Annotated in this window: 24 protein-coding genes; 8 read left to right on the top strand and 16 right to left on the bottom strand. The window is 57.5% G+C overall.

What is annotated here, in order from left to right:
• Positions 1 to 112: 112 nt before the first annotated feature.
• Positions 113 to 1,372 carry a conjugal transfer protein TraF gene (gene traF, locus FO268_RS04000; RefSeq protein ID WP_150989922.1) on the bottom strand — a complete coding sequence of 420 codons (1,260 nt, stop codon included), beginning with the start codon at positions 1,370 to 1,372 and terminating at the stop codon, positions 113 to 115.
• A 254-nt stretch (positions 1,373 to 1,626) separates the two neighbouring features.
• Here traF and FO268_RS03995 point away from each other — a divergent pair, with 254 nt between their 5' ends.
• Together FO268_RS03995 and FO268_RS03990 are read left to right on the top strand one after the other, a co-directional pair.
• Positions 1,627 to 2,160: an LPP20 family lipoprotein gene (locus tag FO268_RS03995; protein WP_150989919.1), complete on the top strand. Its 534-nt coding sequence runs from the start codon at positions 1,627 to 1,629 to the stop codon at positions 2,158 to 2,160.
• A gap of 14 nt (positions 2,161 to 2,174) precedes the next feature.
• Entirely contained in the window at positions 2,175 to 3,365 is a 1,191-nt protein-coding gene (locus tag FO268_RS03990) for a flagella assembly protein FlgT (RefSeq protein WP_150989916.1), read from the top strand.
• An 18-nt stretch (positions 3,366 to 3,383) separates the two neighbouring features.
• On the opposite strand, the gene FO268_RS03985 is transcribed toward FO268_RS03990, so the two are convergent.
• The 8 genes from FO268_RS03985 to trhP all read right to left on the bottom strand — a co-directional run bounded on the left by FO268_RS03985 (position 3,384) and on the right by trhP (position 11,756).
• The gene (locus tag FO268_RS03985) at positions 3,384 to 3,845 is read right to left on the bottom strand and encodes a SufE family protein (RefSeq protein WP_150989914.1); all 462 of its coding nucleotides are present in this window, start codon (positions 3,843 to 3,845) and stop codon (positions 3,384 to 3,386) included.
• A complete protein-coding gene (gene sufT, locus FO268_RS03980) occupies positions 3,845 to 4,387 on the bottom strand; it encodes a putative Fe-S cluster assembly protein SufT (protein ID WP_150989911.1) in 543 nt (180 codons plus the stop codon). The genes FO268_RS03985 and sufT overlap by 1 nt, the downstream gene beginning before the upstream one ends.
• 30 nt (positions 4,388 to 4,417) lie before the next feature.
• Positions 4,418 to 4,771 carry a HesB/IscA family protein gene (locus FO268_RS03975; protein ID WP_150989909.1) on the bottom strand — a complete coding sequence of 118 codons (354 nt, stop codon included), beginning with the start codon at positions 4,769 to 4,771 and terminating at the stop codon, positions 4,418 to 4,420.
• 13 nt (positions 4,772 to 4,784) lie between these two features.
• Positions 4,785 to 6,038 (bottom strand): cysteine desulfurase, encoded by a 1,254-nt coding sequence (locus tag FO268_RS03970; RefSeq protein WP_150989906.1) that lies wholly within the window; start codon positions 6,036 to 6,038, stop codon positions 4,785 to 4,787.
• Between the two features lie 6 nt (positions 6,039 to 6,044).
• Complete coding sequence (sufD, locus tag FO268_RS03965) at positions 6,045 to 7,331, bottom strand: Fe-S cluster assembly protein SufD (protein ID WP_150989903.1); 1,287 nt, start codon at positions 7,329 to 7,331, stop codon at positions 6,045 to 6,047.
• Between the two features lie 12 nt (positions 7,332 to 7,343).
• On the bottom strand, positions 7,344 to 8,117 hold the full coding sequence (gene sufC / locus FO268_RS03960; RefSeq protein WP_150989900.1) for a Fe-S cluster assembly ATPase SufC: 774 nt from the start codon (positions 8,115 to 8,117) through the stop codon (positions 7,344 to 7,346).
• 401 nt (positions 8,118 to 8,518) lie between these two features.
• Entirely contained in the window at positions 8,519 to 9,967 is a 1,449-nt protein-coding gene (sufB, locus tag FO268_RS03955; RefSeq protein ID WP_150989898.1) for a Fe-S cluster assembly protein SufB, read from the bottom strand.
• 469 nt (positions 9,968 to 10,436) lie between these two features.
• A complete protein-coding gene (gene trhP / locus FO268_RS03950; protein WP_150989895.1) occupies positions 10,437 to 11,756 on the bottom strand; it encodes a prephenate-dependent tRNA uridine(34) hydroxylase TrhP in 1,320 nt (439 codons plus the stop codon).
• 177 nt (positions 11,757 to 11,933) lie between these two features.
• Between trhP and FO268_RS03945 the strand changes: the two genes are divergently transcribed.
• Entirely contained in the window at positions 11,934 to 12,287 is a 354-nt protein-coding gene (locus tag FO268_RS03945; RefSeq protein WP_150989892.1) for a helix-turn-helix transcriptional regulator, read from the top strand.
• Positions 12,288 to 12,344: 57 nt separating this feature from the next.
• Here FO268_RS03945 and fabB read toward each other — a convergent pair whose 3' ends face one another.
• Together fabB and fabA are read right to left on the bottom strand one after the other, a co-directional pair.
• Positions 12,345 to 13,556 (bottom strand): beta-ketoacyl-ACP synthase I, encoded by a 1,212-nt coding sequence (fabB, locus tag FO268_RS03940; protein ID WP_150989889.1) that lies wholly within the window; start codon positions 13,554 to 13,556, stop codon positions 12,345 to 12,347.
• A 10-nt stretch (positions 13,557 to 13,566) separates the two neighbouring features.
• Positions 13,567 to 14,076, bottom strand: a complete 510-nt coding sequence (gene fabA, locus FO268_RS03935) for a bifunctional 3-hydroxydecanoyl-ACP dehydratase/trans-2-decenoyl-ACP isomerase (RefSeq protein ID WP_150989887.1) — start codon at positions 14,074 to 14,076, stop codon at positions 13,567 to 13,569.
• Between the two features lie 180 nt (positions 14,077 to 14,256).
• Here fabA and FO268_RS03930 point away from each other — a divergent pair, with 180 nt between their 5' ends.
• Complete coding sequence (locus FO268_RS03930) at positions 14,257 to 14,769, top strand: SRPBCC domain-containing protein (RefSeq protein WP_150989884.1); 513 nt, start codon at positions 14,257 to 14,259, stop codon at positions 14,767 to 14,769.
• Positions 14,770 to 14,810: 41 nt separating this feature from the next.
• On the opposite strand, the gene FO268_RS03925 is transcribed toward FO268_RS03930, so the two are convergent.
• Complete coding sequence (locus FO268_RS03925) at positions 14,811 to 15,995, bottom strand: NnrS family protein (protein WP_150989881.1); 1,185 nt, start codon at positions 15,993 to 15,995, stop codon at positions 14,811 to 14,813.
• A 129-nt stretch (positions 15,996 to 16,124) separates the two neighbouring features.
• On the opposite strand from FO268_RS03925, the gene FO268_RS03920 reads away from it, so the two are divergent.
• Positions 16,125 to 16,496 carry a SirB2 family protein gene (locus tag FO268_RS03920; RefSeq protein ID WP_150989878.1) on the top strand — a complete coding sequence of 124 codons (372 nt, stop codon included), beginning with the start codon at positions 16,125 to 16,127 and terminating at the stop codon, positions 16,494 to 16,496.
• 22 nt (positions 16,497 to 16,518) lie between these two features.
• Here FO268_RS03920 and FO268_RS03915 read toward each other — a convergent pair whose 3' ends face one another.
• Positions 16,519 to 17,349 carry an ion transporter gene (locus FO268_RS03915; protein ID WP_150989875.1) on the bottom strand — a complete coding sequence of 277 codons (831 nt, stop codon included), beginning with the start codon at positions 17,347 to 17,349 and terminating at the stop codon, positions 16,519 to 16,521.
• A gap of 134 nt (positions 17,350 to 17,483) precedes the next feature.
• Positions 17,484 to 18,893 carry an MFS transporter gene (locus FO268_RS03910; RefSeq protein WP_225316536.1) on the bottom strand — a complete coding sequence of 470 codons (1,410 nt, stop codon included), beginning with the start codon at positions 18,891 to 18,893 and terminating at the stop codon, positions 17,484 to 17,486.
• A 266-nt stretch (positions 18,894 to 19,159) separates the two neighbouring features.
• Here FO268_RS03910 and FO268_RS03905 point away from each other — a divergent pair, with 266 nt between their 5' ends.
• The 3 genes from FO268_RS03905 to FO268_RS03895 all read left to right on the top strand — a co-directional run bounded on the left by FO268_RS03905 (position 19,160) and on the right by FO268_RS03895 (position 21,899).
• A complete protein-coding gene (locus FO268_RS03905) occupies positions 19,160 to 19,621 on the top strand; it encodes a universal stress protein (protein WP_150989870.1) in 462 nt (153 codons plus the stop codon).
• A 28-nt stretch (positions 19,622 to 19,649) separates the two neighbouring features.
• Positions 19,650 to 21,155 carry an MFS transporter gene (locus FO268_RS03900; protein WP_150989866.1) on the top strand — a complete coding sequence of 502 codons (1,506 nt, stop codon included), beginning with the start codon at positions 19,650 to 19,652 and terminating at the stop codon, positions 21,153 to 21,155.
• Positions 21,156 to 21,260: 105 nt separating this feature from the next.
• A complete protein-coding gene (locus tag FO268_RS03895) occupies positions 21,261 to 21,899 on the top strand; it encodes an ankyrin repeat domain-containing protein (RefSeq protein WP_150989863.1) in 639 nt (212 codons plus the stop codon).
• A gap of 52 nt (positions 21,900 to 21,951) precedes the next feature.
• On the opposite strand, the gene FO268_RS03890 is transcribed toward FO268_RS03895, so the two are convergent.
• A complete protein-coding gene (locus FO268_RS03890) occupies positions 21,952 to 23,544 on the bottom strand; it encodes an MFS transporter (protein ID WP_150989860.1) in 1,593 nt (530 codons plus the stop codon).
• A gap of 256 nt (positions 23,545 to 23,800) precedes the next feature.
• The gene (locus FO268_RS03885; RefSeq protein ID WP_150989857.1) at positions 23,801 to 24,946 is read right to left on the bottom strand and encodes an NnrS family protein; all 1,146 of its coding nucleotides are present in this window, start codon (positions 24,944 to 24,946) and stop codon (positions 23,801 to 23,803) included.
• Positions 24,947 to 24,962: the final 16 nt, after the last annotated feature.

Genomic DNA, 24,962 nt, shown 5'->3' with positions numbered 1-24,962 from the left:
TGGGGTGTCGTTCAGGGGATTATCAGGGTATGGCCCGCTACGGGCAAACCGCTAGGCCACAAAAAAGCCCGGCACGGAGCCGGGCTTTTGGGAGCTGGTTGTTCGGGGCAGATCAGAACGCTGCACCAAGCTCAATGGCGGCACCAAGATCCGCGTCGCTGACCAGCGCACCGATGTCCAGACGGGCGCCGAAAGGGGACAGGCCAATACCGGCGGTGAACTGGGTGTCTTCCTCAATGCCATCGTTGTCGTCATTGCTGGCCAGATTCTGGCGTACGCCTACGCGAAGTTGGGCATAACGGAAGGCGTCGAATTCTGCACCCAGCGCAAGCCACTGGGTGTCATCCTCGTAGCCGAATGCTTCCTTCTTGGTCAGGTCCATTTCCGCCGTCACTACGTGGAAGTCGCCTTTATGGGCGATGCCGGCAGTCACCATGGGGTTCAGTTCCAGCGTTCGCTCTTTTTCAGTGGGGCGGTTCGCCGCCGAATCCAGTTCCATGGGGATCAGGTTCTTAACCACTACACCAGCGTTCCACTGGTTGTGTGAGCCGAAGGCATACGCCGCACCAACGTCCAGATTGAAACCACTTTTTTCAGTTTCATTCTCATCGCTGTCGAAGTCGTCATCTTCGAAACCGGCCACGGTTTGGGTGTACTGATAAGTTCGCAGCTGAACGTATTTCGGCGAAACCCCGATTTGCAGTTGCGAGTCATTCTCCAGGTCGATTGAAGTCGCCAGGGAAATTCCAACCTCTGTCACCGCGGACGCCAGAACGCTGCCGCGGGATTGCAGGTCACGGTCCAGATCCGCAGCAATCAGTTCTGCTGTTGATGCGTTTTCCAGGTCAGCGAGGAATTGCTCGTCGTCCTGATCGAATTCACCCCGGACGGTCGCGCGAAGGTTGCCGTTGGTGAAAAAACCAACCGAGATGGAATCCATTGGCACAGCCAGCGCGATCCCCAGGCCGGCATCGACGCGGACGGTATCCCGGTCAAAGTTGTTCAACTGCTGTCTGAGTTCGCCAGCGGTTTGGCGCGCTTCTGCTGCGCTGGTGGTCTTGTCCAGCTCCTCGAACCGGTCAATGTTGTCCTGAATATCATCAATCTGGTCAATTGTTTCTTCTTCGTCAGCAACGCGGGCGTTGACAGAGGGAAGGATCAAGCCGAAGTCGTCGGACCAGTCGTGGTGCTCGGCCGCCATCATAGCCGGGTTGGAAGCGCCTGCAGCCGCCGGATGAGCGATAGCGACACCGGTACCGCCCATAGCAAAGGAACGTGACGACATAAAAGTTTGCGGGCTGGCCATCGCCGCTGTGGTGGCAATGGAGAGGCCGATGGCCAGAGAGAGCTTGGTCAGACGGTTGTCGGTCATGATGGATCCTGATAATGCATTTGTAGTGTCGGTTTATAGATTGCGCGATGTTCAGACTAATCCAGTTCGTTTTCTCACTCACCGGTGATGCAGTAACGGTTTGTTTTCCTAGTGTAAATAGCGGTGGTTTTTTGCCGCTCTGAGGGAAGAGAGGCAGCGTTAAAGAACGTGGAGTTATGGATTTCAGCCAGTTACAAAGGTTGGCGTGAATTTTTCATGGGCATGTTGAACTGGTGTTTTTTCGGAGAATCAACATGACCTTGCGGTGGATACTGATACCTGCGCTGGTGGTGACAATAATGGGCTGTGCCCCGATCGGTCAGCAGCGGGACTCGCAGCAACAGACTGAGCTGGCCCCGATAACGGTGCGGGTCAGTGGCTTTGGTACCTATGAAAATGTCTCGAAAGACCGCGTGAATACCCGCAAGCGGCTGCTTGCCCGCCGGGCATCACAGCTTGATGCTTACCGTAATCTGGCGGAACGGGTTTACGGCACGGTGATTTACGGCAGTTCAACGGTGAATGACTTTGTGCTGCAGAACGACATGTTCCGCACTTACGTGGACAGCTACATCCGTGGAGCCAAGATGGTAGCTGTGAATGAACACAGTGACGGGGTTGTGGAAACAGTGATGGAATTGAAGCTGGAACCCAGGTTCCGTGCGTGTGTCTCCCGAGTATCCGACAGAGAGGTTCAGGACCTGTGCCCGATTCCCATGCCCCGGGATAATGACAGCGTCGGTGATGTGCAGAGCCGGGGCGTGGACTCCCTCTACTACCTCGACTGAGAGACCAATTATCCATGAAGCCGGTAATTCTGGTTATTACAGCGCTGATGCTTGCTGCCAATGTTCAGGCCGTCGTACTTGAGGGCGTTGGCCATGCCACCATCTACAATGACGACGTGGACAGCGCCAGGGAGGAGGCCAGAAAGGCCGCTTTGCGGGATGTATCCCTGCAGTACGAGGCGAAAATCAGCAGTCGCGATACCATGGAAAATGGCGTGGTGACTGAATCCCGTCTGCAGGTGGCGTCGTCGTCCAGGGCCAGATCAGTAAAGGTGGTTGATGAGTATCGCAGTGGCAATCTGCTGCGGGTTACTGTGCGGGCGGATATGTCCGAAAGCGGAAGCTGCAGTGCGGGTGAGGCAAGTGGTCTGAGAAAACGCGTCGCGGTGACCGGCTTCCCGATGGTATACCCGGACCAGGCGCGGATTGGCCGTATTGATGACGCCGGCGAGATCTTGCCGCAATTATTGCAGGCGGAACTTCGAAATACCGGCCATCTTCAGGTATTTGGTGCTACCACCCAGCGTCTTTTCAGTGATCTTCTGAACGCGCCAACCCAGCAGAAGTTCAATAACCGTCTTACCAACGTCATCCAGGTGGCGCGGGAACTGGGGGTTCAGTTTGTGGTTGCCGGCGTCATCCGTGATGTGGGTGTATCTGACCCGGACGCGTGGGGGAGTTCCGTTATCGACCGCATGCAGCGGGGGATTGGCGCTGCCAACCAGAACAGACGGTTTGTCGCGGACCTGATGATTTATGACGGGTTCAGTGGTGCTCCGGTCTACCAGGAACGTTTTGCGACCGAAGCGCGGTGGGATGCCGGCCCCGGCTCCGCCGACGGTTTCGGCTCGGCCGGTTTTCAGGAAACCCGTTATGGCCAGGCCGTGGGTGGCCTGATGAAGGATATGACGTCGGCGGTAAACGATGCTCTGGCATGCCAACCATTTATCACCCGGGTGACCCGGGTGGATGGCAACAAGGTGACCCTGGATTCCGGTGCCACCGCCGGGCTGCGGCCGGGTGATGAACTGAAACTCTACCGCAGTGCCAGCTTCTTTGATGCGCCAGGCTCGACCCCTGAGCTCCAGGACAGTGGTGCCACCATGACGGTGAACAACGTCCACCCGGATTTCAGCAACGGCAGAATTCCCGTTTCAGGTGGGCAGGTCAATATCCAGAGGGATGATGTGGCGATCGTCTGGTAGACGCTATCGCCATCACATTCAGGCTGCGGCAGTTTCCGCCGCGATATCGCGGATCTTGCTGACCATGGCCCGGAGTCCGTTGCCCCGGGTGGGGGAGATATGGCGGAACAGGTCCAGCTGTTCGAACAGCTCGTCGATGTCGGTCGCCAACAGGTCTCTCGGTGTCTTGCCGTTCAGGGCCACCAGAATGATAGCCGCAAGGCCACGAACGATAATGGCGTCGGAATCAATCAACAGGTACAGCTTGCCGCTGGGTCCATCGTAGTGATGAATCAGCCAGACCTGGCTCTGGCACCCGTGCACGTAGTTTTCTTCCGTGCGTTCCTCATCCGGGAATGGCGGTAATTGTTTACCCAGGTCGATAATAAACGCGTAGCGCTCTTCCCAGTCGTCGAGAAACTCGAAGCCGTCCAGCACATCTTCCAGCGTCGTATCTTTCCCCAGCGGGTTGGTCAGAAAGTCCTGTTCGGAGGCAGTCATTACAGCATCCCCAGCTCAAGCTTGGCTTCATCGGTGAGCATGTCGTTGTTCCAGGGTGGATCGAAGGTGAGTTCAACGGTCACCTTGTCCACATTGGGCACGTGCTCAAGCTTGGTCTTGACGTCTTCGGTAATTACCGGCCCCATTCCGCATCCGGCGGCGGTGAGGGTCATCAGGACGTAGACGTGATTGCCGTCTTCGGTGCCATTCTCAATCTTGCAGTCGTAGATCAGGCCCAGGTCCACCACGTTCACCGGAATTTCCGGGTCGTAGCAGTTCTGCATGGCTTCCCAGACCTGGTTTTCGTTGATGGTGCCGTCTTCGGGTGTTTCGAAGCTGCTCGCCAGGGGCTTCTTGCCCAGGGCATCGGCATTGTGGCCCTCAATACGAGCGAGGTTGCCGTTGACAGCAACGGTAAAGCTGCCGCCCAGTGACTGTGTGATGGTCACAAAGGTATCCGACGGAATCATGATTTCCGTTCCGGTGGGCACCAGGCGTGCCTCTACTTCGCGTTTGGTCAGGACCACTTCCCGTTCTTGCATGCCGTTTGGGGCCTCGTTTTCTGTTCGTGTTCAGGCGACGGTAAAACTCTCACCACATCCGCACTCAGCGGTCGCATTCGGATTCCGAAACTGGAACAGGGAGTTAACCCCCTCAGTCACAAAATCAATCTCAATGCCATTCACCAGCGGCAGGTGCTCTTCCTTCACGAACAGATCCACACCGTCGATATGGAAGACCTTGTCGTCCGCGCTGACTTCTTCTACCCACTGGGTTTCATACTTGAATCCGGAGCAGCCGCTTTTCTTGATGGCCAGTCGAATACCTTTCGCCTCCGGCTTCTTGTCCAGTTGCTTGCGTACGTGTTTAACCGCAGTAGGCGTCATGGTGACCGCTACGGTTGGTGTGTAGACTTCGGCTGTCATGTTTCCACCTCCATCAGGCAAACAGGCGCTGGATTTTCTGTAGGGCAGTAAATAACTGTTCCACTTCTTCCAGTGTATTATAAAACGCAAAGGATGCCCGGGCTGTACCGGGAACCCCGTAAAAGTCCATCAGCGGCATGGCGCAATGGTGGCCAGTGCGGATCTCGATACCCTGCTGGTCCAGCAATGTGCCTATGTCACTGGGGTGCAGGCCGGCGATTTTAAAGGACATGACCGGCACTTTGTTGCTGGCAGTACCGATAATTTCCATACCGGGAACGGTTTCCGCCAGCTCATTGGCACGGGCAAGCAGTGCACTTTCCGCTGCCTCTATACTGGCCCGGTCCAAGCCGTCAAGGTAATCAATCGCGGCGCCCAGGCCGATTGCCTCGGCGATAGGTGGAGTGCCTGCCTCGAACTTGTAGGGCAGGGTGTTCCAGGTGGTACGCTCGAACGATACCCGCTCGATCATTTCGCCGCCGCCCTGATAGGGGGGCATTTCCTCAAGCAGCTGGGCCTTGCCGTAAAGTACCCCGATGCCGGTAGGGCCGAACATCTTGTGGGCAGAGAACATGTAAAAATCACAGCCCAGCGCCTGAACGTCTGGCTTGAAGTGGGGCACTGCCTGGGCACCGTCGATTACGGTGATGACGCCGCGGGCCTTGGCCTGTTCGATCAGCGGGGCAACCGGGTTGATGGTGCCCAGAACATTGGATACGTGAGTCAGCGCCAGTATGCGCGTGCGCTCACCGAGCAGGCTGTTGAACGAATCCACATCCAGCTCCCCCTGGGGCGTGACCTGTATGGGCACCACTTTTGCCCCTGTGCGCTCGGCAATCATCTGCCAAGGCACGATATTGGCGTGGTGCTCCATCTGGCTGACCAGAATTTCGTCGCCCGGTTTCAGACGAGCGGCCAGGCCATTGGCCACCAGGTTGAGGGCCTCTGTGGTGCCTCGTGTCCAGATAATCTCACGGGTGCTGTCGGCGTTCAGAAAGTCCCGGACTTTTTCGCGAGCCCCCTCAAACGCGCTGGTGGCACGGTCACCCAGGGTGTGGGCGCCCCGGTGGACGTTGGAGTGCATTTCCCGGTAGTACCGATCCATGGCGTCCAGTACGGCGACCGGCTTCTGAGCCGACGCACCGTTGTCCAGATACACAAGGGGCTTGCCGTTGATCCGTTGATCAAGGATCGGGAAGTCCCGGCGGACAGCATCGACATCAAACGTTGCTCTGCCCGCCTTGTTTGCCACAGAAAGGTCTGTCATAACCGGTCAGGCCTCCTCAAATGTCTGGTCGAAAAACTCGTTCAGCCGCAGCTGTGCAGCATCTTTGACTGCCTGCACCGGGATCTGTTCAACAAGTTCGTTAATGAAGGCCATGGTCAACAGCGTATTGGCTTCACGGCGCCCGATGCCCCGGGACACCAGGTAGAACAGGGAAGTCTTGTCCAACTGGCCAATGGTCGCGCCGTGGGCACACTTGACGTCGTCCGCGTAGATCTCCAGCTCAGGCTTGGTGTCGATCTCGGCGCCGGTTGAGAGCAACAGGTTCTTGTTGTTCATGTTGGCGTTCGACTTCTGGGCATCCTCATGAATATGGATGCGGCCATTGAACACAGCGTGGGACTGGTCCGCAGCGATGTTGCGATAAGTTTCTTCACTGTTGCAGTGGGCAGCCACGTGCTCAATGGAGGTGTGGTTGTCGTAGTGCTGCTTGCCCTGGGTAACCACCACACCATTCAGCTTGCACTCACCACCTTCGCCTTCCAGGCGAACCATCAGGTCGTGGCGGCGAAGCGGTCCGCCGAAACCGACACAATGGCTTTCAAAGCGGGCATTGGCTGCCTGGCGCACACCGGTGGCACCGATGTGCTGTACGTTCTCGCCCTCCATGACCAATTGCACGCTGGTGACATTGGCGCCGTCTCCCAGCATGAACTCGGTGACCGCATTGACCATGACAGGCTCATTGCCGCTGGAGAGGTATTCCTCAACCAGCGTGATCTGGCTGTGACGCGCCGCGTCCACGTAGATGCGCGGGTAGGCAGAGCCAGAAGCGGTGCCGGTTACTTCGTGCACGATGAACAAGGGCTGGTCGAGCACAGCTTCCTTGTCCAACTGAATGTGCAGGCCGTCTTCAAAACGCGCCGAGTTCAGCCTGGCCATCTGCACGGCCCGGTTGTCCAGGGTGTTGTCGAGGCGATCGGCGAGGGCAGCCGCCTCGTCGTCATCGAGATCGGCGAAGCGCTGGATGCGGATACCGTCCAGATCGGGAAAATCCGACGCTTCCGGAATCATCACGCCGTTATGAAACACCACCCGGTAACCTGGCAGCGACAGGCTGAGACCGTCCTTGCCGGTCGCGGGCAGGGTAGCGGCAAGCTCATCAGTCAGCTTCAGGTGCCGGCTGGAGTACTTCCAGTTCTCGGTTTTGCGAGTTGGCAATGGCATATCCACCAGAGCCGTACCCCGTTGTTTGCGCAGCTCAAGCAGCGGTGCAGGCAGTGACTGCCGGCCCGGCTCAAGGAAGGCGCTGGAAAGCGTTGGTGCTGGTTTCATTCCACGACCTCCTTAGCTCGCTGCACTGGGGGTGGTTTCTTCGTCTTTCACACCGAGCCAGCCGTAACCGCGCTCTTCAAGCTCCAGCGCCAGCTCTCGCCCACCGGATTTGACGATTTTGCCACCGGCAAGAACATGTACGTAGTCCGGCACGATGTGATTCAACAGCCGCTGGTAGTGAGTCACCATCAGGATAGCGCGGTCGTCCGCGCGCAGGGCGTTCACGCCCTTGGAGACCACTTGCAGGGCATCGATATCAAGCCCCGAATCAGTCTCGTCAAGAATCGCCAGCTTGGGCTGCAGCAGAAGCGCCTGCATGATTTCGTTACGCTTCTTCTCACCGCCGGAGAAGCCTTCGTTGACGCCGCGCTTGAGAAACGCCGGGTCCAGGTCCACCTGTTTGGAAACCTCTCTGGCCAGCTTCATGAACTCGGCCGCGTTCATCTCCGGCTCGCCACGGTGTGTACGCATGGCGTTAACGGCGGTGCGGAGGAACTGAAGGTTACTGACACCGGGAATCTCCACCGGGTACTGGAACGCCAGGAAAATGCCTTCGCGAGCACGCTCTTCGGTCTCCAGATCCAGCAGGTTCTCACCGTTCAGGGTGATCTCGCCCTCGGTTACCTCAAAGGTTTCATTACCTGCAAGCACCTGGGACAGCGTACTCTTGCCTGAGCCGTTCGGGCCCATAATGGCATGAACTTCCCCGGCCTTGATTTCCAGGTTGATGCCCTTGAGGATCTCTTCACCCTCAACGGATGCGTGCAGGTTCTTGATGCTCAGCATTTATGGCTTCTCTCTTCCTGATGTCTGAATTCTTGTACTCACCCTCGGTACCAACTTTAAACCTTGGGTGAGTCAGCCCTCGGGCAGGCCCTTCCGGGATACGCTGTGAATACGTCCATGTACGCTCGAAAAAATCATCCCTGATTTTTACGATCCCGGAAGGGCCTGCCCGAGGGCTTCCGCATACTTTTGTGTTTGCCGTCCGAAGCAGAATAATGTTGTTTCGGCGGACTGGCATATTCGTGCCCCTCCAAACTCCGGGTCAGTGAGCAGGTTGGGCCTTCCGAAACCCTAAAAAACAAGGACGTTTTTTAGGAGCCTACATGGACGTATTCACGGCGTGTTTCGGAAGGCCCAACCTGCTCGCTGACCTCCACAGCAGCTGGCGGGGCAAGCAGGTCTCAACCCACAGACCCTTCAAGACTGACTTCGAGCAACTTCCCAGCCTCAACAGCAAACTCCATGGGCAGCTCCTTGAAGACCTCTTTACAGAAGCCGTTCACAATCATGGAAACGGCCTGCTCAGGGTCGATACCACGCTGACGGCAGAGGAACATCTGCTCGTCGCTGACCTTGGAGGTGGTGGCCTCGTGCTCGACGATGGCCGATTTGTTCTTGCTTTCGATGTACGGGAACGTGTGGGCGCCGCAGCGGTCGCCGATCAGCAGCGAATCGCACTGAGTATAGTTACGTGCACCTTCCGCACCGGGGCCGAACTTCACCAGGCCGCGGTAGGCATTGGAGCTCTTGCCCGCGGAAATACCCTTGGAGATGATTGTGCTGGAGGTATTCTTGCCCAGGTGGATCATCTTGGTGCCGGTATCGGCCTGCTGATAATTGTTGGTCAGTGCCACCGAGTAGAATTCGCCCACGCTGTTGTCACCACGCAGAATGCAGCTCGGGTACTTCCAGGTCACCGCAGAACCGGTTTCAACCTGGGTCCAGGAAATCTTGGAGTTCTTGCCGATGGCGGCGCCACGCTTGGTGACGAAGTTGAAAATGCCGCCTTTGCCGTTCTCATCGCCCGGATACCAGTTCTGGACGGTGGAGTACTTGATCTGCGCATCGTCCAGCGCAACCAGTTCTACCACGGCTGCGTGGAGCTGATTTTCATCCCTCATGGGGGCTGTGCAGCCTTCCAGGTAGCTTACGTAGCTGCTGTCTTCGGCGATGATCAGGGTGCGCTCGAACTGTCCGGTGTTGGCCGCGTTGATGCGGAAGTAGGTGGACAGCTCCATGGGGCAGCGCACACCTTTGGGCACGTATACGAAGGTACCGTCGGAGAAGACTGCGGAGTTCAGGCCTGCGAAGAAGTTGTCGCCAGCGGGAACCACGGAACCCAAATACTTTTTGACCAGTTCCGGATAATCCTGGATGGCCTCGGAGATGGAGCAGAAAATCACGCCCGCTTTGGCCAGTGGCTCTTTGAAGGTGGTGGCAACAGAGACGGAGTCGAATACCGCATCAACGGCCACGCCAGCGAGTTTTTCACGCTCGTGCAGGGGAATACCCAGTTTTTCGTAGGTTCTGAGCAGTTCCGGATCCACTTCGTCCAGGCTCTGGGGCATATCTTCCGGGCGCTTGGGCGCGGAGTAGTAGGAAATCGAGTTGTAGTCGATCTTCGGGTAGCCGACGTGAGCCCAGTCCGGCTCGTCCATTTCCAGCCAGCGACGGTAGGCTTTCAGGCGCCACTCCAGCATCCACTCGGGCTCTTTCTTGATGCCGGAAAGGCGGGCAATGACGTCTTCATTCAGGCCGGGTTCGAACGTGTCGGATTCGATATTTGTTACGAATCCGTGTTCGTATTCCCGTTTGATCAGCTCGTTCACCTCTTTGTCGGTGGTCGCCATGATCGTCGCTCCGTATTCTCTCATCTCGGGCTTTTCAGCCCCTGGTGTCGCCGGCAACCTTGCTTGAGTGGCTACCTTGCGGATGTAAATGTTTCAGGCGTTGCAATGGTCGCCCAGCCAGTGGGTACGCCCTGCAATCGGTTTTTGGATGACGGATTTGGCGTTGCCCTGTTGATAACCAAGGGCAAAATCCGTTTCTTCTGGTGAGCGAGTATACAATACCAGAGTAAAATAGTCAGGTATTAAATTGCGCGTGTCGTGATTATACCTTATTCGGCCCTTGGGGCACTAAGGGGGTCGCAATCGAGGTGATAGCCTTAGTATCTATAAGACTGAATGTTTGAGGAGGGCCTCAGGCGGGTCTGGCTTCCAAAACACGCCGTGAACCCGTCCATGGGGGCTCGGCATTGCCATCCCTGGCAATGCACGGTTTTGGAAGCCAGACCCGCCTGAGGCCTTCGACTAATTGCTATTCGCCGGTAGGGAGAATACGGGTCAGGTAGCTGTAGTCGAGGGATGGCGGTAATTGCTCAGGTTTGGGGATGCGAACGATATGGCCGCTACCCGGAGCGTATCCCATGGTCTCACCGTTGCGGTTTTCCATGGTTTCGGCGCTGAACCGCAGGTTGCCGGCCGGGGTGATTAGTTCGAGGGTGTCGCCGGGAGCAAACTTGTTTTTCACGTCGATGGTCAGCCACCGGTCATCCACGTCAGTAATAGTGCCGACGACCTGCTGGCTGCCGTTCAGGGAGGAGCCCTGTTCGTAGTTCTGGTATTCCTGAGGCACGTGGCGGCGTAGGAAGCCTTCGGTGTAGCCGCGGTTGGAGAGGGCTTCCAGTTGGTCCATCAGGTTCATATCGAAGGGTTTTCCACCTGTGGCATCGTCGATGGCGCGGCGGTAGGCCTGGGTGGTGCGGGCGACGTAGTAGGTGCTTTTGGTGCGGCCTTCGATTTTCAGGGAGTGGATGCCCATTTCTGCCAGTGCCGCGACGTGCTGGACGGCGCGTAGGTCTTTGGAGTTCATGATATAGGTGCCGTGTTCGTCCTCGTAGGCGGGGATGTAGCTGCCTGGGCGGTTGGGTTCTTCCAGCAGGATTTCCTTTGGCTCTACCATCTGGGCTTCGCCGTTGGCCGAGGTGGCGATCAGGTCGCCGGTCTGGTCATGGTGGTGGCTGACTTCCTTGTAATTCCAGCGGCAGGCGTTAGTGCAGGCGCCCTGGTTGGCGTCGCGGTGGTTCATGTAGCCGGACAGCAGGCAGCGGCCGGAGTAGGCCATGCACAGGGCGCCGTGGACGAAGACTTCCAGCTCCATTTCCGGCACTTTTTCACGGATGTCGCGGATTTCGTCCAGGGCCAGTTCACGCGAGAGAATAACGCGGCTGATGCCCTGTCTTCGCCAGAATTCCACCGTCGCCCAGTTCACCGCGTTGGCCTGTACCGAAAGGTGTATGGGTTGGTCCGGCCATTTTTTCTTTACCAGCATGATCAGTCCGGGATCGGACATGATAAGGGCGTCCGGCCGGTATTCCAGAACTGGCTCCAGGTCCCGGAGGTAGCTGCGTACCTTGTCGTTGTGGGGCGCGATGTTGGATACGAGGTAGAACTGCTTACCCAGTTCGTGGGCCCGGTTTATGCCGTCCCCCAGGGCCGTAACGTTTTTGAAGCTGTTATTCCTTACCCTTAGCGAATACCGCGGTTGGCCGGCATAGACGGCATCGGCGCCATAGGCGAAGGCGGTTTCGAGGTGTTCGGCAGTGCCGGCAGGGGCCAGTAGTTCTGGGGTGTGCATTGGGGCTCCGGATAAGGCCATCGGTTATTCTGGGTTTGAGTGCGGCCCATAGTGCCTCATCGATCGATTTTTTCCCTTGATGCGGCTCAAGGGCGGATATGGTTATTTTCGGCTAACATGTGTACGCTGACGTCCGCAGGGTTTATTGCCTGCATTGAGATATCAGGAGTAAAAGACATGCAATCAGAACCGATGGAGTCCCTGGCGGTGAAAGCACCGTTCAGTGCGCGAGTGACTTCGTTGATTGCCGGACATCTGGAACGGGGTCGGGTAGGCGTAGAGGCAGTGGCCTCCCAACTGCACATGAGCCGGCATACGCTTCACAAAAGGCTGAAGCGGGAGGGCCTGACGTTTGCGGCCTTGCTGGAGGAGATCCGGCGTGAGCGGGCGCTGGCTTATCTTGATGATCGCAGCAAGTCGTTGGTGGAAATTGCCGAACAACTGGGTTTTTCGGAACTCAGCGCGTTCAGTCGCGCGTTCAAGCGCTGGATGGGCAAGTCGCCGGGGGCCTACCGCTCAATGGCGGCGTGAGGCTGAAGCAGACGCCGGGGCTGCGAACGCGCATACCCCGGAGCCTTCGTTTACCTATCAGGCTTTCTTGAAGATCAGCGTGCCGTTGGTGCCGCCAAAGCCGAAGCTGTTGCTCATCACCAGGGGCAGATCAACGTTGTCCTGCCTTTCCCGTACGATGGGGTAGCCTTCGGCGCCTTCGTCCAGATTCTCGATGTTAGCCGACGGAGCGATAAAGTTCCCCCGCTGCATGATCAGGCTGTAGATGGCTTCATGCACGCCCGCAGCGCCCAGAGCGTGGCCGCACAGAGGCTTGGTTGAGCTCAGTGGCGGTATCTTGTCACCAAAGGTTTCCTTCAGGGCTTTCAGCTCGGTGACATCCCCTGCAGGCGTGCTCGTGCCATGGGTGTTCACGTAGCTGATTTCACCATCCACATTTTTCATCGCCTGCTGCATGCAGCGAATCGCGCCTTCGCCGCTGGGGGCGACCATATCGGCGCCGTCAGAGGTGGCACCGAAGCCGACCAGCTCGGCCAGGATATTGGCTCCACGTGCCTCTGCGTGCTCCAGGGCCTCCAGTACCAGAACACCGCCGCCACCGGAGATGACGAAGCCGTCCCGGTCTCTGTCGTAGGTGCGGGAGGCGCTTCCGGGGGTGTCGTTGTACTTGGTGGACAGCGCACCCATGGCGTCAAACATCAGGCTCAGGGTCCAGTGGATGTCTTCACCGCCACCGGCGAACATGACGTCCTGGCGGCCGAGGGCAATCAGGTCACCGGCGTGGCCGATGGAGTGGGCACTGGTGGCACAGGCAGAGGTGATGCCGTAGTTGACGCCGGTAATTCCGAATGCGGTGGCCAGGGAAGCGTTAATGGCGCTGCCCATGGTGCGGGGTACGCGATACGGGCCAACGCGGCGAATGCCTTTGGCGCGGTGGGTATCAATCGCATCCATCAGCTCCACGGTGGAGGCACCCCCGGCGCCTGTAATAACGCCGGTCGAGTTGGCGCGGATCTGCTCGTCGGTCAGTCCGGCCTGCTCAATGGCTTCTTTCATCGCAAGGTAGGTATAGCCGGAGGCCGGACACATGAAGCGCATCAGCTTGCGGTCTATCAGTTCCGGCAGGTTCAGATCGATCTGGCCGCAAACATGACTGCGTAGGCCATTGTCCTTGGCTTCCTGGCTGAAGCCTATGCCGGGTATTGAATCACGCAGTGACCGGGTCACTTCGTCTTGATTGGTTCCGAGGCTGGAGACAATCCCCATGCCGGTAATAACTACACGACGCATTTAATGGCTCCTAAAAGTCATCCGTAGAATTGAACATGCCAACCTTCAGATCCTTGGCAGTGTATATCTCGCGGCCATCCACTTCCATGCGGGCATCGGCGATCGCCATGGTGAGCTTGCGACGGATTACCCGCTTGATATCGAGGTGATAGCGAACCAGTTTGTTGGTGGGCAGCACCTGGCCGGAAAACTTCACTTCGCCGCTTCCCAGCGCCCGACCCTTACCCTCTCCACCGGTAGCCGCGAGGAAAAAGCCCACCAGTTGCCACATGGCATCCAGGCCCAGACAGCCAGGCATGACAGGGTCATCAACAAAATGAACCTTGAAGAACCACAGGTCCGGGTTGATATCCAGCTCGGCAATAATGCTGCCTTTGCCATAAAGCCCGTCGGTTTCGCTGAAGTGGGTTACGCGGTCCATCATCAGCATTTCGTTGATAGGTAGCCGCATCTTGCCTGGGAAAAGCGTACCTTGCCCGCAGGCTTCCAGATCCGCCTTGTCAAAGTGGTCGGGGGTCATAATGCCAATGTTCCTGTTACAAAATGGTTTCTTATACTTTAGCTGTTATTCATCAGTTGGCTATTGACCATTGGTTGCAGTTTTCAAGGAAGTGGCTGGCTGCGGTTGATGGTCATCAAGGTGTGGTCAGGCGCTTTTGGTTATTTTTCAGGCTGACCCTGACAGATACGAGGAGCTGCCATGTCCGCGAATAGTAAAGCCTGGGGCGAACTGAGCCGCAGGGATGGCCGCGTTAGTGCAAAGCTGAAGCGCAGCACAGACCACAGCCCTGCACAGGTATGGGCAATGCTGACTAATCCCGCCAATCTGGCTAACTGGTTGGCCCCGGGAACGATCGAGCAGTGGCCGGGCGGGTCGGTAAAAATCGAGTTTGGCCAGAGTGGCTCAGCGATCGACAGCTATGTTCGCGCTATCAAGCCCGAACGGCTGCTGGAGTATTCCTGGAGTGCCGGTAATGAACCGCAACGCCCGATACGCTGGAATCTGATTCCGGAAGCGGAGGGAACGAAGATAGAGCTGGCATTGCTGTTGCCGGACGACCACCGGGTGGCGGTTTCCTGTGCCGGCTGGGATGCCCACCTTGAAATGTTGATGGCCTCACTTGAGGGAATTCACATCCACTTTCCTGCTGACCGTTTCCGCGAGGCGAGGGCAGCATTCAGTGCAATTGCCGAGGAAGAGCTGGCCGCCTGACCGGCTCTTCCTGTTGCTGATTTCATAAAGTCCCTGAAGGCTCAGCCTTCCTTGCCATCCGGCCGCGGTGACGCCAGGATCCGGGTGTAGCGGGCGAGGAAAATGCCGAATGCGAGCATCCATAACAGCGAACTTACCCCTACCCCTGCATTCCAGGGAATGACTTCGAGCGCCGTGATCACGCGCACCAGTGCCGCCAGGTGAATCAGTATAAAAGCTGTGACCAGGCCTCCGGGCAGAACGAGAGGGCGCCCGGTATGGCCCAGTGATACCCGGGCGATGACGCCCAGGATCAGGCAGCCAACCGCTCCGGTACCGGCCGCGTGTGTCCATGCGCTGGCGGGCCAGCCTGCGAGGAGGGAGCCGGCGAGCAGGAGCAGCGCAACCGGCACCCAGAGGATGGACAGATGCAGTACCCAGAGCAGTGGCTCCGTACGGAACAGCCAGCCTTTCCAGCCGGCGAGGCGAACCAGCATCAGAACAGCGGCTGTTACCGCCAGAATGGCGGTGATAGTTTGCCAGCCGGACACCAGTGAGGCCATCAGCAGCACCATATTGAACAGCACGGCCATGTCCAGCGCCGGAACCATTTTTACCTGGGTGGCATCCAGCCCCCGTTGACGCAACCAGCCGGCGGAAAACGCAGGGGTAATACGACCGCCGATAATGCTGATCAGCGCCATTGCCATGATTAGCGCGCCATAGCTGAATGCCGGATCGAGTCGGGTTACGAAGCCGATCTGCATCAGCCAGAGCAGCCCCAGTACCACCAGGATCATCAGTTGTCGCTTCTGTTTGGCGTGTACGACGCGCCAGCCGGCATCCAGCATTACCAGGGGCAGGAAGGCGAGGTTAACGCCATGAACCAGCCAGTCCGGCAGGCCCGCTCCGAAGGCCAGCAATAGCCGCCCCGCAAGCCAGACACCCCACAGCAGAGCCAGACGTAAGCCATGGGTTCGTTCTGTTTGGGTCCATACGCATACGGCGGTCAGCAGAAAGCCGGCAATAGCCGCAGACAGGAAGCCGAACAGCATTTCATGCTGATGCCAGAACAGCCCTGGCATGGCCAGGGGCAACTGAATGGCGCCGCTGACCTGCAGAATCCATACCGGAATAGCCACCATGGCCAGTATGGTCATGGAAAGAAAGAAAATGCGGAAAGGGTAGCCGAACAGCTGGCGGACGCTCGCACCCCCTGCGGTTTCTGTGGTGGGAATAGCCTGCATGACAATGACTCCACTGGCGATCTGAATATAACGTGTATATTAGATAAATGTTTATAGGAATAACATACCCATCAGGCGGTAGTTTTGCGTACAATGCGGCTATCGATTTGATTCCCAATGGATTAATTTATGAGCGGTTACCTGATTTTGAAAAGTATCCACATGACCGCAGCCTACCTGACGGTGGTGCTGTTTGCCTTGCGTCTGATACTCGATGCAGTGGGCAAGCCCAACTGGCGCAAGACCCCGTTGCGCTGGATCCCCCACGCCAACGACACGGTTCTGCTGGTGGCCGCCATCAGCCTTCTGTTTGTGACGCCCTGGGTACCCTTTGTGCATGGTTGGCTGACGGCGAAGATCTTCCTTCTGGTGGGTTACATCGTCGCAGGTGTGTTCGCGATGAAGGAAACCCGCAGCCTGCAGGTACGGCTGATTGCTTCGGTACTGGCGCTGGTCCAGATCATGGCGATTTTCCATCTGGCATTGGCCAAACCCTTCTGATCTGCTCGAAGCCGGGGGGGGGTTAATGGCCCCCGGGCTTCTCTGACATCTGCTTCGTCAGTTCCTTCAACTGTTCCTGTACAGCCTGCAACTGACGGGCAATTTCATCCCGTTCGTCGTGGGCCTGTTGCGCCTGTTGGGCGTTCTGCTCTTCGCTCATTACCTCCAGTATCGCCCCGATCATCATATTCAGAAACACGAACGCCGTCAGGAAAATGAACGTCAGGTAGTAGATCCAGCTCAGCGGGTACTGCTCCATGGTGGCGTACATGACGTCCGTCCAGTCCTCGAAGGTGGCCACCCGGAAAAGAGTGAGCATGGCGATGGCCACATCCCCCCAGAGTACTTCATCCACTTTTGCAAAGAACATGGAGCCCATGGCTGCGTAGATATAGAAGATGATGAACATCAGCACGGCGATGTAGCCCATGCGAGGAATGGCTTTGAGCAGGGAATTGATCAGAAACCGTAACTCCGGCACCACGGAAATCAGCCGCAGTACCCGGAATACCCTCAATAACCGGCCCAGCAGTACAGCGTCGGAGTTGTCCAGCGGGATCAGGCTGCCTACCACAACAAGCGTATCGAACAGGTTCCAGCCGTCCATCAGAAAGCGTTTCTTGTTGGGGCAGGCGGCAAAGCGGAACAGGATTTCTATCAGGAAGAAGATGGTGATGGCGTTGTCCATCACGCTCAGCGAGCCTTCCACCAGCGGCGGCAGTTCATAGGTTTTGGCGCCAATTGTCAGGGCCGACAGGATAATGATGCCAATGACAACGCCCTGGAATACCCGGCTGGACTCAATGCGGCGCAATTGCTCGAAGCCGGTGGCAGGACTGGGTTTGGGTGACATGGAAAACAACAGCTCCAGGTAGTTCGTGGAGCCTGAATTCTAAAGCGAGTGGGGCGGGTTGGATACACCGTGCGAAAAAAAGCCCCCGGAGGTCGGGGGCATTAGCGCAGGTCATCGCTACAAGGGCAAACACGTTACTTAAGGGGCGGGCGACTGGCGGACGGTTCCTTGTTGCCCCTGACCGGTCGGTTCAGCGGATAGAAAAGCTGTGGTGATGAGAGCTCCGGCAGGTCGGTTTTGGACTCGTGGGCAGCCCATTCCACCCTTTCGGCGGAGCGGATTGCGTAATGCATCCAGGCCAGGGCCGTGGCCACGATCAGGAACATCAGCATGAAACTGCTCTGCCAGACACCGGTGATGTCGTTCAGGGCACCGAACATGAGTGGCAGCAGGAAGCCTCCCAGGCCGCCTATCATGCCCACAACGCCACCCACCGCGCCCACATGGGTGGGGTAGTACACCGGAATGTGTTTGTACACAGCCGCCTTTCCCAGGGACATGAAAAAGCCGAGGATGAAGGTAAGAACCACAAATGGAATCAGGCCTACTTCGAGGAAGAAGCGGATATCCCCATCTATGCCGTGTATCACGTACTCAGTTGGCGGATAACTGAGCAGGAAGGTGCAGGCCACAGAGGCGATAAAGGTCCAGTACATAACGCGGCGAGCGCCGTAACGATCCGACATCCAGCCACCGAGCACCCGGAACAGGGACGCGGGGATGGTATAGAGCGCAGCAATCATGCCGGCCGTCTTGATGTTCAGGCCGTACACGCCAATGAGGTAGTGGGGTAACCACAAGGCTAGGGCCACAAATGCGCCGAACACAAAAAAATAATACAGCGCGAAGCGCCATACCCGCAGCTCCTTCAGTGGGGCCATCTGCTCCAGGAAGGACTGGGACTTCTTGCTGGCGCGCTCCTTCGCCAAGGGGTCTTCCTTGGCCAGGAGGATGAACAGCACACCCATAACGGCCAACACAGTGGCATACACTTGAGCAGTGCCCTGCCAGCCCAGGGCCACCAGCAGAAAAGGAGCGCCGAAATTGGTCACCGCCGCGCCCACATTACCTGCCCCGAAAATACCCAGTGCGGTGCCCTGGCGCGCCTGCTCGAACCAGGCAGCCGTGTAGGTTACCCCCACGATAAACGAGCCGCCTGCCAGGCCGACGCCAAGGGCGCCAACCAGCAGCATCAGATAGCTGTTCGCAAAAGTGAGCAGGTAGACACAGGCGGCGGTGGTCAGCATCAGCACCCCAAATACCCACCGGCCACCGTAACGGTCTGTCCAGACGCCCAGAAATAGCCGGCTGATAGAACCGGTCAGGATGGGGGTGGCCATTAACAATCCCAGTTGGGTATCCGATAGCCCGAAGTCCTGGCGAATCTTGATGCCGATAATGGAAAAGATGGTCCAGACCGCAAAGCACAGGGTGAAGGCAAACGTGGATATGCCCAGCGCCCGGTACTGTTCATGCTTCGATACGCTGTTTTCCATCAGGAACCTCTCCCACTGCGAACTGCAAAACCATGGTTTCGACTGTATCCCGCAGCCCCCCTGCAGCTACTTGAACAATATCAAGAATGCCCGCTATGGAGCCGTAGCATTGGAGGTACCCCTTCATGGCAGGTAGGGGTAGGCGATAGCGGGTTGAAAGGCGCGAAAGGGATAGCGCCCATGTGTCTCTGGTGGGGTACCCGCCTGTAGTTTTGATGCATATCAAGTTGGGGCAGTAGGCGATTGTGGGCTAATGCTGACAAATATTAAGTCTGCCGTGCGTGCGCACTGGCATAAGAGGTCAGGAGCCTACGATGAAAATCATGATTGCCTACGACGGTTCGAGAAATGCCAGGTTGGCGCTGGCTCAAACCATCACCATGTTTCGGGACCTGCAACCGCAAATCACTCTTGTTGCCGTGGCTGAAAACCCCCGCGACATCACGTCGGGAAACGAAGATTTTTTCCAGCAGGAAGTGGATGAGCTCAAGCAGCACCTGGCGGAAGCGGTCGAGGTCTGCGAGAACGAGCAGATTGTCGCTGAAACCATTCTGCTGGAGGGCGACGCCCGCAAGATGCTGCTGTTTGCCGCGGAGAAGAAAATCCGCCCCGACATGCTGGTAATAGCCCGCCACAGCCACGAGCCCGATGGCGGCTTTATCGCCCGTTCGCTGACTTATTTCGTGGATGAGCTGGATTACATGACCTTTGGCAGTGTGAGCTCTTTTCTCGCACGCCGGGTGCAGTGTCCGCTGCTCATTCTCCCCAGCCTTTAATAACCCTTGAATAGCCCCGGAGGCTGAAATGAAAGTCGCAGACGTATTCCGCGTCCGCAATCCGGAAATCAGGGCTCTGCACCTGACCTGGATTGCTTTTTTCATTACCTTTTATGTCTGGTTCAACATGGCACCGCTGGCATCCAGCATGCTGAAAAGTGTGGACTGGCTGACAAAAGATGACATCCGCCTGTTTGCCATCTGTAACGTGGCGCTGACCATTCCCGCCCGCATCATTGTGGGCATGGCCCTGGACCGGTTCGGTCCGCGCCGTGTGTTCTCGGTACTGATGGTGTTGATGGCCATTCCCGCCCTGGTGTTCGCGTTCGGCACCACCATGATGCAGCTGCTGGTCAGCCGCTTGGTCCTGAGCTCTATCGGCGCAAGCTTCGTTGTTGGTATCCACATGACCGCCATGTGGTTCAAACCCAGGGACATCGGTTTTGCCGAGGGCTTCTATGCGGGCTGGGGTAACTTTGGTTCTGCCGCGGCAGCCATCTCTCTGCCCACCATTGCCCTGCATATGTACGGTGGTGAAGACGGCTGGCGTTGGGCCATTGCCCAGAGTGCAATCTTCATGGCGGCTTATGGCGTCTACTACTGGTTTGCCATCACCGACGGCCCTGTGGGCACCGTTCACCGCAAGCCTCGCAAGGCCATTGCGCTGGAAGTCAGCACCTGGGGCGACATGATCAAGCTCATCCTGTGGACGATTCCGCTGGTGGGCGTACTGGGTATCCTGGTTTGGCGTATCCAGAGCATGGGGTACATCGGTACCACCGGAGCGCTGATCTGTTACGGCATCATCGTTGCGATCGTGATCTACCAGATTATCCAGATTCTGCGGGTAAACATCCCCATTCTCAAGAAAGGCGTGCCCGAGGACGACAAGTATCCGTTCAACAGTGTCGCGGCCCTGAACAGCACCTATTTCGCCAATTTCGGTGCCGAGCTGGCGGTAGTATCCATGCTGCCCATGTTCTTTGAAGAAACCTGGAGCCTGAGTGCAGCTGCCGCGGGCATGATCGCAGCGTCCTTTGCCTTCGTTAACCTGCTGGCGCGCCCGATGGGCGGCCTGGTTTCTGACCGCATGGGTAACCGCAGGTTTGTCATGCTCGCCTACATGTTCGGCATTTCCATTGGCTTTGCACTAATGGGACTGATGAACTCGAACTGGCCACTGATCATTGCCGTTGGCATCACCGTTTTCACCTCTTTCTTCGTGCAGGGGGCTGAAGGTGCAACCTTTGGCATTATTCCGTCCATCAAGCGCCGTCTGACCGGGCAGATTTCCGGCATGGCCGGTGCCTACGGCAATGTCGGCGCGGTGGTGTATCTCACCATCTTCACCTTCGTTACGCCCACGCAGTTCTTCTACATCATCGCCGCGGGTGCCTTCATCAGCTGGGTGCTGTGCCTGATGTGGCTGAAAGAGCCGGAGTCCGGGTTTGCGGAAGAGTACCAGGTGTCGTCTGTTGACCTTCAGATTGAAGAGGAGGAGCGCCGGAAGCAGGCTGCGGCCGCGGCTGGTTAATCACCCTCGGCAAGCTGACCTTCATCAGAACCCGCCCGGAGCAATCCCGGCGGGTTTTTTGTATTCTGTGGCAAAGCATCCGTCCTGAAACTGAAGGGGAACACTATGGGAGTTCTCGAGCGCTGGTCCGGCTGGCTCGGAGCATTACTGGCCGTTGTGGTATTGGTAGCCCTGTGGCAGATCTTTGGGCAGGAGGACAGCCTGGAAGCTCGTGATATACGCGGCCGTACGCCGCTGATTGTGGCTGCGGAGGAGGGCGATGCAGAAGAAGTACGCAGGCTGGTTGGCAAAGGCGCACGAATTGATGCGGGGGATGACTGCAACTGGACAGCAATGATGCGGGCTGCGGCAGGTGGACACACGGATATGCTGACGTATCTGCTGGATAACGGGGCGGAGATCAACCATCTGGAAAAAACCGGCTATACGGCGTTGATGGCGGCTGTAGTGAACAATCGCCCTGAGGCAGCCAGGGTTCTGGTCGAGCGGGAGGCCGAGCTGGATGTCCAGGAAAAAGAGAACGGCCAGACAGCGCTCATGTGGGCGGTTAGAAACCGCAATCCGGAGCTGGTGAGACTTCTGTTGTCAGCAGGGGCAGATACAGACATCGAGAACAGGGAGGGGCAGACGGCAAAGGATCTTGCCCTGATGGCCAGTGCGGAAGAAGGGGAAGGGGCGGAGCGTGTCCGTGAAGCTCTCGGCTGTGGCGATGACCCGGGGGAGGGGCGAGAGAATCAGGACTAAAAAAGCCGGCCCCTGGGGCCGGCAAACTGCACCTGATAGTCTAACGGTTTCTTCAGGGATTCTTGATGTAGGCACTCTTTCGAAGGTAGAACCACCAGTTCACCACCAGGCACACCGCATAGAACACCGCAAATCCGTACATGGCCAGTTCCGGGGTGCCGGCCTGGATTTCCTGCCCCATCACCCGGGGCGCGATGAAGGCGCCATAGGCGGCAACGGCAGAGGTCCAGCCGAGCACCGGTCCTTTCTGTTGCTGGTCAAAGATCACACCGATGCTGCGGAAGGTGGAGCCGTTGCCGATGCCGCTGGCAGCGAACATTACGATGAACAGGATCAGGAACAGCGCGAAGTAGCTGTTGGGATCTGTTGAGTTGTAGGCCAGCATCATCACGTAGCCGGTTGCCACGGAGGCTACCACCATAACCACCGAGATGATCTGGGTGACGATGGAGCCGCCCATCTTGTCGGAAATCCAGCCACCCACCGGGCGAATCAACGCACCCACGAAGGGGCCCATCCAGGCCCAGGTAAGGGCGCTCGGTGCATCGGGATTGCTGACACGGGTTACGGTGCCGTCGGCCGCCACTTCCATCATGTTGCCGAAGATAACGCTGATGGACAGGGGCAATGCTGCGGAGAAGCCGATGAACGAGCCGAAAGTAAGAATGTAGAGCACGGTCATGGACCAGGTGTGCTTGTTGCTGAAGATGGCAAACTGCTTCTGGATGTTGGGCTTGATATCGCCGGGAATCAAACGCAACAGAACCAGCGTCAGGATAATAGTGAGGGGCAGCGCCACCCACATATTCAGAATCCCCAGCGCATAAACGCCGACCAGTGAGGTGGCAAGGCCAACGCCATACAGGCCAAGAATCTTGCCGAAGGCGGAAGCAGGATTACCCGGATTGGGGGTAACCACCTTCAGATTGTTCATGCCGAACCAGCCCGCGAAGGCCAGTGGAATCAGGAAGACCAGCCAGATGAAGCCAGCGTTCTGAATCCAGGTCTCGGTGCCGGCTTCGATGCGCCCGATCAGCGTGCCACTGGCGCTTTGCAATTCCATTGGGGCGCCAGCAAGCGCGCCAAAGATACCAATGGTCATCACCAGAGGGATGAGGATTTGCATGGTGGTAACACCGAAGTTACCCAGCCCGGCGTTCATGCCCAGACCATAGCCCTGCTTGCTCTTCGGGTAGAACGAGCTGATGTTACTCATGGAGCAGGCGAAGTTACCGCCACCAATACCGGACAGCAATGCCAGAGCCTGGAAAACGATGAACGGCGTCTCCGGGTTCATCAATGCAATACCGGTCCCCAATGCGGGAATCATTAACAGAGCCGTGGTAAGGAATACAGTATTGCGGCCACCGGCAATCTTGATCATGAACGATGCCGGAATTCGGAGAGTTGCGCCGGAAAGCCCTGCAATTGCGCTCAGGGTAAACAGCTGTTCAATGGTGAATGGAAAGCCCAGGTTCTGCATCTGTGTGGTGATCATGCCCCACATCAGCCAGATGGCGAAACCCATCAGCAAGCTGGGAATGGAAATCCACAGGTTGCGGGAGGCAATGCGCTTGCCCTCCTTTTCCCAGAATTCTTCGTTCTCGACATCCCAGTGTTCGATGTCGGCATTGGTTTTAGCCATGATTACTGCTCCTCTAGTTGCTGACCCTGGACCACGGCAATGGTGGCACTCGGGCTATGGGAGTCATTCTGCAAACGGGAGGCGCGGGGTGATCGTGACAAATATCAAGGACAACTAGGGCCGGCTGGTTCCGGTTTTTTCCGCCGATGGAAGTGCCACTAAAGGCCCTTTATTGTCATTTAAAATCAGTTGGTTATAGGGGTTGTATATCTTATGGAGTAGTCGGTCCGGTTCCTGGCGCAGTGGAGGTAGCCAATCATTTCCGGCGCTGCTGGCTGTGGTGAAACAGGGTGAGAAGCTGGATAGCGACCAGGCCAAATGCCGTGGACCAAGCCAGGGCAGATATCCAGAGTGCCTCTGGATGGGCAAACGGAGTGGCACCCGCCTGCAGTCGGGCCAGCACTGCCACTGCCATAGCTAAAGCGATGCCGAGTACTTGCCAGGTGGGAGGAAAGGTCCGTTTAGCCCTTTGCCAAGCCAGGCGTAGCATCACACTGAGCGACAGGGTGCCAAGAGCGCCAATCGTAATCACGTGCAATGCCGGTAAGGGGTCAATTCCCTGCAAAAGCCGAACTCCCGTTATGCCTGCCCCGCCAGCGAGCCAAAGATAGCCAATGGCAAGGACCAGCAAATCCGGCCGATTCACGCAATGCCAGAGTTTCCAGCGCGCGGTACGGACCACAACAAGAGCGGCGGACGACACTAAAAGAAGGCCGGTAACCGTGTCTGCGAAGGGCATGAGTGCCAGTACCACGGCCGCTGGCAGAACCACCAGAAGCGCACCTTCCATTCGTGGTTGCACCCTGGCTTCTAGGGGAATACCTCGCTTTTCCAGCGTTCCGGCCACAGCCGGTGCGATGATCCTGCCACCCATGAATGTCATCAGTAGTAACAGGCCAAGAATGGCGGCGACCATGACGCGTCGGGTGTCGGGTAATGGAAGCTCGAAATCAGGAGGCGCAGCCGCCGCTATCCAGAACACGACGGACAGCAGGCACAGCACCAGAATCAACGGACCGGCGATCTTGTTGCGCCACTTTTTCGCCGCCTGGAACCTGGGTACGGCGTAACGGGCGAGCAATAATGCAAAGGCCGGGCTCAGCAACTGGGAGGCCAGGCTGGCCGGCACCAACACCCAGCACAGACGGGCCACAAGCCAAAGCAGAAACAGCGGCGCCAGTACTTTCCAGGGTTGTGGGCCAAGGGTATAGCCGGCAATCAGGGCCAAGGCAAATCCGAAAATCAGCTCATGGCCGTGTCCCGCACCTAGTAGTCCCGGTGGCCATCCGGAACCGGACAGCACCGCGTTAATGGACAGGGGCACCACCAGAGCCGCCCATACAGCCGCCGCGGGGAAAAACAGCCAGAAAGCGTGAAACGGTTTGGTCGTTGCCTTTGCCATTAGTCTGTTACCACTG

Source organism: Marinobacter denitrificans, assembly GCF_008795955.1.
In the GTDB taxonomy this organism is placed as follows: Bacteria; Pseudomonadota; Gammaproteobacteria; order Pseudomonadales; family Oleiphilaceae; genus Marinobacter; species Marinobacter denitrificans.
The sequence above is the reverse complement of the archived record's forward strand: the minus strand, read 5'-3'. Positions and strand labels throughout refer to the sequence as shown.